10 protein-coding genes are annotated in these 14187 nt (G+C 64.9%); all 10 read right to left on the reverse strand.

Features of this window, described 5'->3' with window-relative positions; all coding sequences use genetic code 11:
- Positions 1-89: 89 nt before the first annotated feature.
- The 10 genes from LXT13_RS28675 to LXT13_RS11185 all read right to left on the reverse strand — a co-directional run bounded on the left by LXT13_RS28675 (position 90) and on the right by LXT13_RS11185 (position 14173).
- A complete protein-coding gene (locus tag LXT13_RS28675) occupies positions 90-1619 on the reverse strand; it encodes a methyl-accepting chemotaxis protein (protein WP_304622810.1) in 1530 nt (509 codons plus the stop codon).
- A gap of 531 nt (positions 1620-2150) precedes the next feature.
- Complete coding sequence (locus LXT13_RS11145) at positions 2151-3521, reverse strand: aspartate aminotransferase family protein (RefSeq protein WP_233372006.1); 1371 nt, start codon at positions 3519-3521, stop codon at positions 2151-2153.
- Positions 3522-3743: 222 nt separating this feature from the next.
- Entirely contained in the window at positions 3744-4307 is a 564-nt protein-coding gene (locus tag LXT13_RS11150; protein ID WP_233372007.1) for a cytochrome b, read from the reverse strand.
- A gap of 55 nt (positions 4308-4362) precedes the next feature.
- Positions 4363-5457: an alanine racemase gene (locus tag LXT13_RS11155; RefSeq protein ID WP_233372008.1), complete on the reverse strand. Its 1095-nt coding sequence runs from the start codon at positions 5455-5457 to the stop codon at positions 4363-4365.
- Between the two features lie 31 nt (positions 5458-5488).
- Complete coding sequence (locus tag LXT13_RS11160; protein WP_233372009.1) at positions 5489-6496, reverse strand: WD40/YVTN/BNR-like repeat-containing protein; 1008 nt, start codon at positions 6494-6496, stop codon at positions 5489-5491.
- Between the two features lie 4 nt (positions 6497-6500).
- Positions 6501-8885 carry an efflux RND transporter permease subunit gene (locus LXT13_RS11165; RefSeq protein ID WP_233372010.1) on the reverse strand — a complete coding sequence of 795 codons (2385 nt, stop codon included), beginning with the start codon at positions 8883-8885 and terminating at the stop codon, positions 6501-6503.
- Between the two features lie 88 nt (positions 8886-8973).
- Complete coding sequence (locus LXT13_RS11170; protein ID WP_233372011.1) at positions 8974-10623, reverse strand: DUF1302 domain-containing protein; 1650 nt, start codon at positions 10621-10623, stop codon at positions 8974-8976.
- Between the two features lie 21 nt (positions 10624-10644).
- Positions 10645-12045 (reverse strand): DUF1329 domain-containing protein, encoded by a 1401-nt coding sequence (locus tag LXT13_RS11175; protein ID WP_233372012.1) that lies wholly within the window; start codon positions 12043-12045, stop codon positions 10645-10647.
- A gap of 44 nt (positions 12046-12089) precedes the next feature.
- Positions 12090-12725 (reverse strand): nitroreductase family protein, encoded by a 636-nt coding sequence (locus LXT13_RS11180; RefSeq protein WP_233372013.1) that lies wholly within the window; start codon positions 12723-12725, stop codon positions 12090-12092.
- Positions 12722-14173 (reverse strand): aldehyde dehydrogenase family protein, encoded by a 1452-nt coding sequence (locus LXT13_RS11185; protein WP_233372014.1) that lies wholly within the window; start codon positions 14171-14173, stop codon positions 12722-12724. The genes LXT13_RS11180 and LXT13_RS11185 overlap by 4 nt, the downstream gene beginning before the upstream one ends.
- Positions 14174-14187: the final 14 nt, after the last annotated feature.

The raw sequence follows: 14187 nt of genomic DNA on the forward strand, positions 1-14187 counted from the left end.
CGCGTCAACCGTCGCACCGCGACCTTGCAAGCCATGGACGGCCGCAACTGGCGCGTCGGCTTCGAACTGCTGCGCCACGTCCTCGACGTCTAGGTCAAGAGGGTGGTGAGGCGACGCTTACGGCTTTCCGCGGCCGCAGCGCTTTCCTCGACCAACGCCGCGTTCTGCTGAGTGGCCTGGTCCATCGCGCTGACGGCTTCGCCAACTTGTTGCACGCCCGTGCTCTGCTCGGCGCTGGCGGAGGTGATCTCGGCCACGATGTCGCTGACGCGCTGGATGGAGCCAACAATGTCACCCATCGTCTTGCCAGCTTGGTCGACCAGTAGCGTCCCCTGTTCCACCTGCTCAACGCTGCGCCCGATCAGGGTCTTGATTTCCTTGGCCGCCTCGGCACTGCGCTGCGCGAGGCTGCGCACTTCGGAGGCGACTACGGCGAAGCCGCGACCCTGCTCGCCGGCGCGGGCCGCTTCGACGGCAGCATTGAGCGCCAGGATGTTGGTCTGGAAGGCAATGCCGTCGATAACGCCGATGATGTCGCCGATCTTGCGGCTGCTGTCGCTGATGCCTTGCATCGTGTTTACGACCTTGCCGACCACCTCGCCGCCTTCCGCGGCAACAGCCGAGGCGCTCTGGGCCAACTGGTTGGCCTGCCGTGCGCTATCGGCGTTGTGGCGCACCGTGGTGCCGAGCTCTTCCATCGTGGCGGCGGTCTGCTGCAGCGCACTGGCCTGCTGCTCAGTGCGGCTGGAAAGATCCTGGTTGCCCTGGGCGATCTGCGCGCTGGCCGTGGCCACGCTTTCCGAGTTCTGGCGCACATTGGCGACCACTTGCGCAAGGCTGGTCTGCATCTTGGCCAGGTTTGCCATCAGGCTAGAGGTATCGGCTGTCTTGAGGCCCACGTCGACGCTCAGGTCGCCGCGCGCGACGCGCTCGGCCACGGCCACGGCCAGTCCGGGCTCGGCCCCCAGCTGTGCGAAGAGGTTGCGCGTCAGCAGCACGCCCAGCACGACCGCGAGGCCGCACAGAGCGAGGCCGCCAAAAACAAGCGTGGCGGTAGTGCTGTTGCTGGAGTCGGCGAGCTGTTGGGAGCGCTGGGACAGTAGGCTTGATTCGGCTTGAGCGAACTCGGCGATGCCAGCGCGGAACGCATCCATCGACGACTTGTCCTTGCCCTGCTCAAACTCCTTGAAGAGGGCCTCGGGTGGCAGCTTGCCTTCGGTGACTTCACGCCGCTTGGCCGCGAGCCCGTCGGCCACCTCGAGGAAGGCCTTGTGATGGTTCATCAGCTGCGTCAGGCGCCCCTGCTGGGTGGGGTTGTCGGAGGTCAGCGACTTGACCTTGTCGAAGTGCTCCGAAAACGCCTTCTTGCCCATGTTGAAGGGTTCGAGGAATTTGTCGTTTCCGCTCGCCACGAACCCACGCAGGCCGGTTTCGATGTTCACCATGCTCAGCAGCAGCGTCTCCGACTCCGACAACACCTCGTAGGTGTGGTTGTTCCACTTGACCGTGTCCAGCAGCCGGTGCGTGTTCACGAGTGCAATGGCGATCAGAAGGCCTGCGACGGCCAACAGGCAGGCGAAGGTCGCAAAGAGCTTCTTCTTTAGGGTCCAGTGGTTCATGGTGTGTCGAAAGATGTTTCGAGGCTGGGCATGGAGAACTGCATGGCGCCATGTGGCAGACCTGCGTCATGCAGACATCAGCGGCCCGACGCGCAGCGGGTGCGCGGGGGGAGCAGGGCCGAAACTTTACCTAGCAATCGATTGGAGGTTATGTTTTGTAAAGATGTCTTGAGCAATATTGCTCAACGGCTTCTCTCACTCCCATAGCGCTTTGGGGCTAAGACGCGGTGCACGTCACTGCCGGTCGCCGCGCAGATCGGTATTTGTCAACAGTCGGTGTTGCCGGGGGCGCGGGAAGCCCATGGGCGCACATGGCTTCCCGCGGGGTGTTCTTCCAGCGGAAGCTTCACCCGGTGGCACCCGGGGGGACGAGGCGGATCTCGGGCGTCGCCAGGCGGTGCTGTCGCGTGGCGCAGTTGCGCAACAGCTTGGCTTGCACGGGCTGGGCGGCATGTGGTGCTTGCCATACCCGCCGATCCTGGAGATGCATCGGCGCGATGCGTATGCGCGCCGGTGCGCGCAACGTACCTGCTACAGGCTTCTGAGACCTTCACCAAAGACGTCAAGCGCCTTGAACAGCAGCTTTCGCGGAATCGTCAACGACGGCATGACGCGCATGACGTTGGTGTAGCGTCCGCAGGGAATCATCAGCACGCCGTGGCTCGTGACGTAGTTCATCAGCTGGCCCAAACGCGCACCATTGAGCGGCTCCCTCGTGGCGCGGTTCTCCACCAATTCGATGCCGATCATCAGACCTCGGCCGCGCACTTCCCCGACCCAGGGGCTATCGAAGCCGCGGATGTATTCCTGAACCTCTTCTCCCATTGTGCGGGCGCGGTTCAGCAAGTCGAGCGCCGGATCCTGCAGGATGGCAATGTTGGTCAGCGCTACCGCGGCCGAAACCGAGTTCGCGGCAAAGGTGTTGGGCGCGCACCCATCAGGAATCTTGGCGGCAAGGTCCTTGCGCATCACCAGCCCGGCCATTGGCACATCGCCACCGACGCCTTTGCCGAAAGTCATCATGTCCGGCTTGACGCTGGAATGCTCGACAGCCCACATCTTCCCAGTCCGACCAGCACCGGCCTGCACCTCATCCACGATCAGCAGCGCGCCGCTCTTGTCGCAAGCCTTGCGCAGCAGTTGCAGAAACTCAGGTGACGGCGGCACATAGCCGCCTTCGCCCTGCACGGGCTCCACGATGACAGCAGCCACGTCGTCGGCTGCCGTGTAGGGCGTGTTGAGCAAGTAGTCGACGTATTCGCCTGCGATTTGCTCGGCACTCTTGTGAGTGGTGTCGAAGGGGAAGCGATAGGCATAGGGGTAGGGTGCGTGGATCACCCCGGCCATGAACGGCCCGAAGCCCTTGCGGTAGTTTGTCCCGGTGGTCAGCGAGCCCGAGGCATGCCATATGCCGTGGTACGCGCCATGGAAAGCGATGATCTGATGCCTGCCGGTGACGCGACGGGCAAACTTCACCGCGGCCTCCAGCGCGTCACTTCCGCTCTGGGCGAAGTAGGTGATGCAGTTGCCGCGCAGGCCGTCCGGCGCGATTTCCGAGATCTTTGCGGCCAGCTCGGTGCGCTTGGTGCTGTTGACCTCCATCGAGTGCATCAGCGACTCGGACTGGGCACGAATCGCTGCGACCACACGCGGATGGCAGCGGCCGACGCTGCTCACGCCCACACCAGCTGACAGGTCGATGAAGGTGTTGCCGTCAGGATCCTTGAAGGTCGCACCAAGCGCGCGGTCCATCACCATGGGCATGCGGCCGCCTCCGCGCGCCATCGATTCCGTTTGGGCGGACTGCTCCAGTGCAGCGGCCGACTTCGGGCCGGGAAAGGTGGCCGACACCATCTTCGGTGCGTCGGAAAAGTTCAGGGTTTCAAGTTCGGTTTCGATCACGACGTACCTCGCTCACGTTGTTGGGTTGGTGCATCGCCATGGTGTCGCGCACCCCAACGGCGCAGGTAGCCCGAATCGGCAGGCCTTCAGCGAGTGCATGGACAAGAAGGGCGGCAGCATCCGAACCCCGACGTGCCGTCTTCCGAAGAATCGAACGAGGGCTCCCGAAGTCCCTCCATCATCTTCCCTAGGGGAATGCTCGTCGCTCACCGGCGGCGACGCTCAGAGCATGCGGCCAAGCACGTCGGTCTTGCCGCCCTTGTCGAGGAAACGGTGCTTCAGCGCGCCGGCCACGTGCAGCGCGACGAGAGCCAGCAGGGTGTAGGCCAGCACGCGGTGCAGAAGCTGGAAGACCTCGAACCATTTGTCGTTCTTGGGCAGCAATTCGGGCAGATTGCCCAGGAAGAAGAAGGGTACGCCGTCGCTCTGCGTGAAAGTGCTAGACATCGAGTAGCCCATCAGCGGCACGACGATCATCAGCACGTACAGCGCACGGTGTGCGAGCTTCGACAGTGAACGTTCCCAGCCTGCCAGACCGGAGGGGGGGGCTGGTAGCTGGTGGCGAAGACGCAGCAGGCCCTGCGCGAGGGCAAGCACCAGCGCGAGCACACCGAACTGCTTGTGGTTGGGATAGAGCGACTCAAACTTTGTCGGCAGATCGTCGGGCAGGTTCACCATCACGATGCCGACCGTCAGGGTGCCCAGGATCACGGCCGCCCGCAGCCAATGAAGCCAGCGCATGCTGTTGGGGTACTTTTCGGAGTCTGGTGTCATTGGCGAGTTCATCGGATGTTCTGGTTTGTTGCAGGAGGCAAGGCGGCTATGGGGCGTTCGAGCGGGATCAGAGTGGGAGCTTGCCTTGGTATTGCCGACGGTAGTGGCTGCCTAGGCTGGTCAGCACGTCAAAGGCGGTGGTCTGTGTCGCCTCGGCAAATGCGTTGATGTCTTGTACTTCGTCAACGAGATCGAGCAGTGCGCCGATGGCCAAATGCGCCGCGTCCATCTCGGTTGCATCCACGACGGCGGTGTGTTGCGAGGGTCGGCTCACCAGCGGCAGGGCCCGACCGGCGACGCGCAGCCGGCCTTGCGGCTCGCCGCCCAGGTAGTCGCCCACTGGGCCCAATGAAAGGGTCGCGAGTCGGGTGGGGCGGGTCGCACGCCAGGGACCCTGATCGCCCGTGCCTTCGCCGGTCGAGACCTCCCGGCACTGCAGCAGGCGCGCCTTTACCTGCACGACCTGCCGCATCGGGGTCGGCATGCCGGCTGCCGGAGCCACGCCATACAGCGCGGTTCCGGCGCGCACGACGTCGAAATGGAAGTCGTGCCCGAGAAAGATGCCCGAGGAGTCCGCCAGGCTGCCCTTCGCCGAGGGGAAGCGTTGGCGCCAGCGCCGGAACAGTTCGAGTTGACGTCGATTGGCGGGATGCTGAGGTTTGTGGGCATTGATGAGTTGGCTCATGACCAGCGTGGTGGTGACGCCCGACAGTCCTTCGCGCGCTTCCAGCATGCGCGTCAACGTCGATGGAGGCAGGCCCAGCCGCGTCATGGCGGTGTCGACCTGCAGAGCCGCTGGCTGTGGGCGCCCTTGCCGTCGCGCGAGCGCCTGCCATCGCTCGACCTGCCCCTTGGTGTTGAGCACGGGCACGAAGCCATAGGCAAGGCAGTCCGACTCAGCGCCTCCGGGCGTGCCGTGGAGTACGTACAAATGCGCCCCGCGTGGCCAGGCGTCGGCCACCGACTCGCGCAGACGAACGCCCTCGTCGAGCAGGGAGACGAAGAACTCGCGGCATCCCGCGTTCAGCAAGCAGCGGACAACCGGCGTGGCGCCCAGGCCGTAAGCGTCGGCCTTGACGACAGCCGCACAGCGGGCAGGTGCGCAGAGCCGCGACAGCGTGCGCCAGTTGTCGGCCAGGGCATCGAGGTCGATGGTCAGCACGGCAGGCGCCCAATTCACTGGAGCGGCGGGTTCAGTTCGACCCTGAGGCCGACGGCTCAGCCACCACACCTTGGCGCGACAAGTAGACCGGCTTTTGGCGTGCAGTGAGCATCACCCCCGTCAGCGCCGCGTGGTCGGCCCGAACCTCACGGTGAAACGTGGCACCCGCATCGGAGCTGCGCAGAACGAGTCCATCTAGGCCGACCACCACGACGGTCTGGCCGCGTCCCGTCATTGCGGTCAGGGACGACCTGCTTCCCGTTTCCACTCGCTCCCACGTGCGACCGTCGTCGATGCTGCGGTAGAGCGAGCCGCGCAGGCCCCCCGCAAGCAGCACACCGTCAGGCAATGCCAGGCCGGTCCAGAACGACCCGCGGTAGCCCGTGGCGGCATAGCTCCACGTCCCGCCCCGGTCCTCCGAGCGCAGCACCATGCCGCGCTCGGCAGCTGCGTAGACGCGCCCGTGCTCGTCTGCAAACAGGCCCAGCAGGTTCAGGTCCGCCTTCTTGGCGCCGTCAGGCGGTGGCAACTTCACCTCCCGCCAGTTGACGCCACCGTCCTCAGTCACCAATACCAGGGACCACAAGCCGACTGCAACACCTTGGCGGGTGTCAAAAAAATGCACGCCGAACAGCGGCCGGTCATTTTGGGTGTCCTTGCGCCGGAGCTGCCAGGTCTCGCCACCATCGTCGGTCGCCAATACCGCGCCCCACTGGCCGACGGCCCAGCCGTGGCGCTCATCGGCGAAGCTCACGGACGTGAGCGTGACATCCAGCGGCACCTGGCGCGCCTGGCGAAAGTGCTGCCCGTGGTCATCTGATAGCAGGATGATGCCGCGCTCGCCGACCGCGACCAGCCTGTCGCCGGCTCTGGCGCTGGCTAGCAGCCCGGCCTGCGCTGCTTGTGGCACGCGCGCTGCCGCCTCGACGATGGGGTGGGTCGGTAAGGCCGGTGTCGCCGAGCCAGCTGCGGCGGCAGCGACCGCCGCCAGGCTGACTGCCGCGGTAGCCAGGCAGAGGAGTCTTGCGTGCTTGTTCATGGTGTCAGTGATGCTGTAGCCCGGTGGCACGCACCGGCTGGCGGCGCGGAAACCGGCGTTCGAGCAGAACGGCGATGGCGGGCAGGGTGGTCATGGCCATGACCATGTTCACCATGAACATGAAGGCCAGGAGCTTGCCCATGTCGGCCTGGAACTTGAGTGACGAGAACGACCAGGTCGCCACGCCTACGGCCAGTGTGATGGCTGTGAAGATCGTGGCCATGCCGACCTCCAGGATGGCGTGCTCGATCGCCTGAACGATGGTCTGCCCGCCGGCGAGATGCACCAGCAGTCGGTTGTAGATGTAGAAGGCATAGTCCACACCGATGCCCACCGCCAGCACCATCACGGGAAGCGTGGCGACAGTCAGGCCGATCTGCAGTTCCTTCATGAACCAGTAGCCGATGAACGTGCCCACGGTCAGCGGCAGGCAGCAGGCGACCACCGCGCGCCAGTCGCGATAGACGAGGAACACGAGGACGACGATCGCCGCGTAGACGTACAGCATCATGGGCAACTCGCTCTTCTCGACCTCGTCGTCGATTGCCGCGAGGATGCCGGCGTTGCCCGAGGCCAGGCGGATGGTGACCCCCGGCAAGGGATGCGCCTCGCGGAAGGCCTTCACCGCGTCGATCACGCGTTGGATGGTGGTGGCTTTGTGATCGGTCAGGAACAGGTGCACGGCCGTCATGCTGCAGTCCTTGCGCATGAGACCGCGGATGCGCGCGATCTCGGTGGACAAGGCGGCGTAGTTGCCGGCGTCGATGGGCACTGCATTCATCTTCGGATTGCCTTCGTTGTAGCCCTCGTTGAAAAGGCGCAACTGGCCCGCATACGAATTGATTGACAGCACGCCAGCCACGGGCTGCATGGCCCATTGGAAGCGGTCCTGGTAGAGGCCGACGTTGACGTTCTCGCAACTGTCCGGGGGCGCCTCGAAAATGACGGTCAGCCAGTCGAGACCGATGTCGTAACTGCCGGAGATCGAAACCGCATCGCGATTGAACCGGGCATCGGCCCGCAGCTCCGGTGCGCCGGGTTGCAGCGTGCCCACCACCCGGTCGCGACTCTGCCAGGCGGCGGTCACGAATACGCCTGCGGAGATGGCCACGACGACGAGGGCCCGACGCGGCTCCGCGAGTCGGGCCAGCATCCGCAGCCAGCCAGCCCGACGCTCTCGCTTGATCACGGCCTTGTCCGCGTAGCTCTTGTCGACTGCGAAGTAGGACGCCGCAATGGGCAGCATGACCAGGTTGGTCACGATCTTGTAGGCCACGCCGAGGGACGCGGTGATGGCCAGCTCACGCACCATCGGGATCGGGATCAGAAGCAGGGTGATGAAGGACACAAAGGCCGTCACGAGCGCCAGCGTCCCCGGGATCAGGAGGCCCGAGAAGCTGTCGCGGCAGGCGTCGAAGCTGCTGCGGCCGTTGGCGATCTCACGCACGATGTAGTTGATCTGCTGGACACCGTGCGAGACGCCGATGGCGAAGACGAGGAAGGGCACCAGCACGCCCAGCGGGTCGAGCCCGAAACCCAGCAGGCGCAGGGTGCCGAACTGCCACACCAGCGAGGTCAGCGAGCAGGCGATGGGCAACAGCGTGAATCGGATCGAATGGCAGTACCAATAGACGGCCAGCGCTGTCAGCAGCAAGGCGACGCCACAGAACTTCAGGACGGACCGGGCACCGTCGGCGATGTCGCCGATCTGTTTGGCAAAGCCGATGATCTGTATCTCGAAGTCGGCGTCCTCGAATTTGTCGCGCAGTTGTGTTTCCAGCAGCCGGTTGTAGGCGATGTAGTCCAGCTTCGTGCCCGTAGCGTCGTACTCCAGCAATTCGGCGCTCACCATCGCGCTCGTCTCGTCGCGCGATACCAGCGTACCTACAAAGCCGCCCTGGCTTGTGGCCTGGCGGATGCTGGCGATGGTGTCAGGCTTGAGCGCATCTGGCGTGATGGTGCCGTCGATCAATGGGTCGGCGCGGAAGCCTTCCTCGGTGATCTCGTTGACGAAGCTGTTGGGCGTCCACAGCGACTGCACGCCGAGGCGCTCGACGTTGGGCAGGTAGCCCACTGCCTGCGTCACGTCGTAGAGGCGCTTCAGCGCCGCGGCATTCCAGATGTCGCCGCGGCGCGCCTTGACGACGACGGTCAGCCGGTTGGCACCCAGGACGTCATCTCGGTACTTCTGGAAGGTCGCGATGTACTCGTGCCCGATGGGCATCTGCTTCTCGAAGCCAGCGTCCATGCGCAGTTGTGCCGCGAACCACCCCAGCACAGCGGTAAGCAGGGCGAGCAGGAGAAGAATTCCTCGCCGCTTGTCGAAGACGAGTGTCTCGACGCGTGCCACGGCGCGGGTCAGCAGAGTGTCGGGAGGTCTGGAGTGCATGAACTCGGCGTTCGGTGACAGGACTGCATCCCGGTGCCGGTCGGCTATGCTCTCGGCCCGGGATGCAGCATCGTTGGCCACGGAGGTCTCAGAAGTTGCGCGAGACCGTCAGGCCCACGAAGTCGCGGTCGCGAAGCGGCTGATCAAAGACACGACTGCCGCCGAAGAAGTGCGCGAAGTTGACCGAGGCCTGCCAGTTGGCCGGGTTCTGAACGAAGTTCAGGATGAAGTTCACCGACTTGGCGCCCTCCATGAACAGGCCCACGGCGTTGGGCGTCCGGCCCTTGACCGCCTGGAAGTAGAAGATCTCCGGCGTCACCTGCCAGCCTGGAATCAAGGTACCGTCATAGGTCCAGCTGAAGTCGAAGTTGTAGCCCCAGGAATTCTTCGTTCCCGTGGATTGCGGCGTGGCTGCGGGGTCGTACTCCTGGCCCCAGCCCCATGCGCCTGCCGAGACGGGATCACCGCCGTAGGCTGGCTGCAGGTGCGGATACCGAATCGCGACAGCCTCGGCCATCAGCGTGGCCGTATCGGCACCCAGCGCCCTGAGCACATAACCGGCGGTATTGGGCGTGATGCTCAGCATGCCGGTCAGGTGCCACTGGTAGCGCTTTTCATCGACCCAGCAGTTGCCGTTCTGTGACGCGCAGCCGCTGACGGCGGAGTTCAGTGACACGGCGTCCTTGGGGCGGTAGGAGAGCTCGGTGCCGATCGCCCAGTCACCCAGCGGCAGATTGGCGCTCAGACCGTAGAGTCGGCGATCCTTCGCGAAGGCCCAGCCACTCACGCCGGGGCCGCCAGCGTTCACGCTGAAGTTCGGCGCCTTGTCGTGATACGCCATCGCGTAGGCACCAAGGTTGAGCTGGGTGCCTTCCGGCTGCCAGCGCAGCGAGGCGCCCCACTGGCCGCCATTGCCTGGCTTGGCTTGCGTCAGGCCGTAGGCGTCGTGTCCGGTGCCCATGCCGTTGGCAACCGACCAGTAACTGCCCGAGGGTGGCAGGTAGTTGCCGTTCCAGCGCGCCTGCACATAGGCCTCTGCGTTCAGCCCGTGGCCCAGCCCGGAACTGACACTGACGATGGGGGCGGGCAGGAATGCCTCCTTGAGCTGCGTGCCTGGCTGAGACAGGCGCATCACATCCACGGCATTCGTGCTGTTGATGCCGCCCGGTATGAACAGGCTCTCGCCCCAACTGATGACCTGGTTGCCGACGCGTACGCGCGCCTGCTGGTCTCCGATCTGGAAGCTCTTGCTCACCCAGAAGTCCAACAGCCGAGCCTTGAAGCGCAAGTCCTTGCGGGCGTCGTTGGCAAGGCCATCGGTCAGCGCCGGCGGTGTGGTCGCGCTGACGAATCCGGTGGTGGAGGTTGAAGAGAAGTCCTTGACCCAGTTCACGCGGCCGAGGAAGGTGAAGTCCTCTGGCATCTTGAGCAGCAGCTCGTGGCTGCCCTTGATGTAGGTGGTGAAAGGATCTCCCTTGCCATAGTTGAGATTGCCTTGGTCGCCCAGCGCAGAGGTCGTCGCCAGGCAGCCCGCAGGTGCGCCGCTACCGGTGGCTCCCGCCACAATGAGGGTGCAATCGGGATTCTTGAGCCGGATGCCCGTACCGACGGTGACTGTCGAGTCGAGATTGCCCCGCGCGCCATTCAGCTCGAAGGTGAATGCCTGAGCGCCGCCGCCCACCAGTGCACCGATGGCCGAGACCGTCGCCCGCAGGCGCAGTGAAGAGGTCTTGTTCATGTTGATCTTCCCCACCGTGGCTCAGCGCTCGCTGATCGCGCGCAGGTTGTCGTTGGTGAAGAAGGCCGCCTTGAACCTGGGGCCGTTGGGTTCCGTAACCCAGCGCACATCCGCGCCGGTCCCCACCGTGTGCGTGTCGAAGACGTAGCGTCCCTCGGCCACGTTGTACTGGACCATCGCCATGACGTCGCAGGTGCCAGTCTCGTAGACCGGGATGGTGAAACCTTCGCGCAGCTTGGCAAGCTTTCCCTGCCCGTCGAAGTCGTCCATCATCACCGGCGCCCAGCTGTCCTCGTCGAGGTAGATCGTGCGCTTGGGCGCGGAGTGGCGCATGCCGGCCTTGACGGTAGCCTCGATGACCCACACCCTATGCAACTCGTAGCGCCTGTGACTGGGGGCGATGAAGTCGTTGCCCGCCACATCCTCGAACTTGGCCTTGAAGTCGTGGCCGCCGAAGTTGTTGTACGGGATGATCATTTCCTTCTTGCCCACCAGCTTCCAGTCGAAGCGGTCGAGCGCGCCGTTGAAGACGTTCGGCTCGTCCAGCGTGTACTGGTTCTCCATGCCTATCTGCGGTGAGTCGTGCGAGTAGGTGGGCATACGCCGCACACGCCGCTGGCCGGGGAAGTAGTAGAAGGTCTCGTTCTCGGCCTGGTTGAGGTACTGTGTGATTGCCAAGGCTTGGCCTGCCAGGGCGGCAGGGGCGCTGTAGCCGAAGTAGACATAGAACTCCACCGGCGGATAAGACGACAGCGCGTGGGACCCCTTGGCCCCCGTGGGGATGAACAGCGTCTGCTCGGAGTCGGCGCGGATCCATTCCGTACTGCCTCGGCGCGGCGACACGGCGGTGACGGTCTTTTTGTAGTCGATGCCCACGCCTCGATAGCGCATCTTGGCGTTCCACATCGCCTCCACGCCGTTGGCGGGCAGCGCAAAGGGATAGCCGGGCACGGTGGCCTCCTTCAGACTCCATCCGTCGGCAGCCACCTTCGCGGTGCCAATGTTCTTCCGCGTGTTCGCGGCGACGAAGTCGGGCACGCCACAGGTGCGCCGCGACGGATAGACGTCCATGCGGTAGCCCTTGATCTGCTTGAGCACCGCCAACTGGCCGGCCGAGAGCTTGTCGGCGTACTTGTCGGCCGTTGTCGCATCGATGCTGTACAGCGGCTTGTCGTCCTTGAACCTCCAGTGATCGCGGCGCAGCTTGCCCCACTCGTAGCCTGGCAGCGGCGCGACGGCGCCTTCCCATGCCGGTATGGCGCCGTCGCTGCTGGCTTCCTTCGTCGCGCCAGACGGCGTGAGCTTGTCCAGTTGGGACAGGTCGGCCGCGGTGGCCAAGTGGCCGCCCCAGAGGAGGGCCGTGAGGAGGGCCAGGCGCGTGAAGCCGCGGCCGGCCGGGCACAGGTGTGCGTGCAGAGGCATGGGATCTCCGATGTGGGAAGCGAGAGGCGTCATGGGCACAGGGCCTAGACGATGGTCAGAACGTCGGCAGTGGGGCGCCGAGGCTTGCGTGGCCAGTTGCCAGGCGCCAGGCGCCCGATGGTCACGAGCAGTGCGGGAAGCTCGTTGTCGTCGAGGCCGAAGCCGGCGCGCACCTGGTCAGGGTCGAAGCCGATCATGGGTCCGCTGACCAGGCCCATGGCCTGGGCTGCGATCATCAGCGTCATGGCGGCCATCGAGGCAGATCGGATCGCCTCGTCGCGCTGCATCTGGGCATCGTCTGCGTAGGCCTGCATGGCGCCGTCGACCATGGCCTCGACCGTCTCGGCGTCGACATGGCCGGTGTCCTGGAAAGATTTCATAACGTCACGCACACCGAGGTGGGGCCGCAATCTGCCGCACACGATGAAGGTGGCAGAGGATTCCTGCACCTTGCGCTGTCCGTAGGCCATCTCGCATAGACGCGCTTTCTCGGCGGCAGAGCGAACGGCAATGAAGCGCCAGTTCTGGAAGTTGTAAGCGCTGGGCGCCTGGCAGGCATAGCGAACCAATTCGGTCAGCGTCGTGTCGTCGACGGCGAATGACTGGTCGAAGTGATTGACCGAGGTGCGCTGCAGGATCAGGTCGAGGGCAGGGTGGTTCATGGCGAGGGTGGGACTCACGTCAGCAGGACCGTGATGACTTTTTCTTCCGTGTAGGCAAGCGCTCCGGAGATGCCGCCCTCGCGGCCGATGCCGCTGGTCTTGAGGCCGCCCCAGGGCAGGTTGGCGTCCAGCGGGCTCCAGCAGTTCACGCCAACGGCGCCAACCTCCAGCTGCTGCGCCACCTTGTGGGCGCGTGCGAGGTCGGTGGTCCACACAGTGGCTGCCAATCCGTAGCGCGAATCGTTGGCGAGCTCGATGGCCTGCGCCTCTGTCTCGAATTCGATGACAGTGCCCACCGGGCCAAAGATCTCTTCACGCGCGATCGTCATCGTGTTGCTGGCACCGGCGAAGATCGTCGGCCGCACGAAGAAGCCCTTGCCCGGCGAAGTCACGCCCCCGGCCAGCAGCGTGGCGCCCTCGCGGATGCCCGACTCGATATAGCGATTGACGCGCTCCTGCTGCGCCTTCTTCGCCAGGGGACCCATGCGGATTCCGGGTTGGCGCGGGTCGCCCACCGGCGTCGACTTCGCCGCCTCGGCCAGCGCGGCGGCAAAGCGCGCCGCGATTCCCTTCTGTACGAGGATGCGTGAGCCTGCGGCGCACACCTGGCCCTGGTTGACGAAGATGCCGGCAGCGCAGCCGCGCACTGCATCGTCAAAGGATGCATCATCGAAGACGATCTGCGGGCTCTTGCCGCCCAGTTCGAGGGCGACCCGCTTGAACAACGGGCCGGCAATGCGCTGGATCTGGCGTCCGGCTTCTGGACTGCCGGTGAAGCTGATCTTGTCGACCATCGGGTGCTCGCACAAGGCCTGGCCCACGACCTCGCCGAAACCCGTCACCACGTTGACGACGCCGTCGGGGAAGCCCGCTTCCTTGCACAGTGCTGCCAGATGCAGTGCCGACTGCGGGGTCTCCTCAGCCGGCTTGATCACCACGGTGCATCCTGCCGCGAGCAGGGCCGCCACCTTCCACGTGGTGATCATGAGCGGCGAGTTCCACGGCACGATGGCGCCGACGACGCCGACGGGCTCGCGCACCGTATACGACAGCGTGGGCATGCCCATGTAGCCGCCATTGGGGATGGTGCGTCCCTCCAGCGCGTTGGCCCATCCGGCTGCTGCGCGCAGGTTGGCCACCGCGTTGGGCACGTCCATCATGCGCGGCTCCATCGGCGAGCGTCCGATGGCGTTGGCATCCATGTCCGCCAGGGCGTCACTGTCGCGCAGCACCAGATCGGCCAGCTTGTTCAGCAGCTGGCCGCGTTGCATCCCGGAAAGCTTGCGCCAGGGACCTTGCTTGAGCTCGCGATGAGCCGCCCGCACGGCCCGGTCCACGTCGGCCGCAGTGCCGCGTGCGGCGCTGGCGTACGGTTGCTCGTCGACGGGGTTGACCAGTCCCATGAGGGCTCCGTCGGACGCTGCGACCGCAGCGCCGTCGATGAAGTGTTGTAGAGAGTTGTTCATGCTTGCCCGGCGAG

The organism is Pelomonas cellulosilytica, assembly GCF_021353265.1.
GTDB lineage: Bacteria > Pseudomonadota > Gammaproteobacteria > Burkholderiales > Burkholderiaceae_C > Pelomonas > Pelomonas cellulosilytica.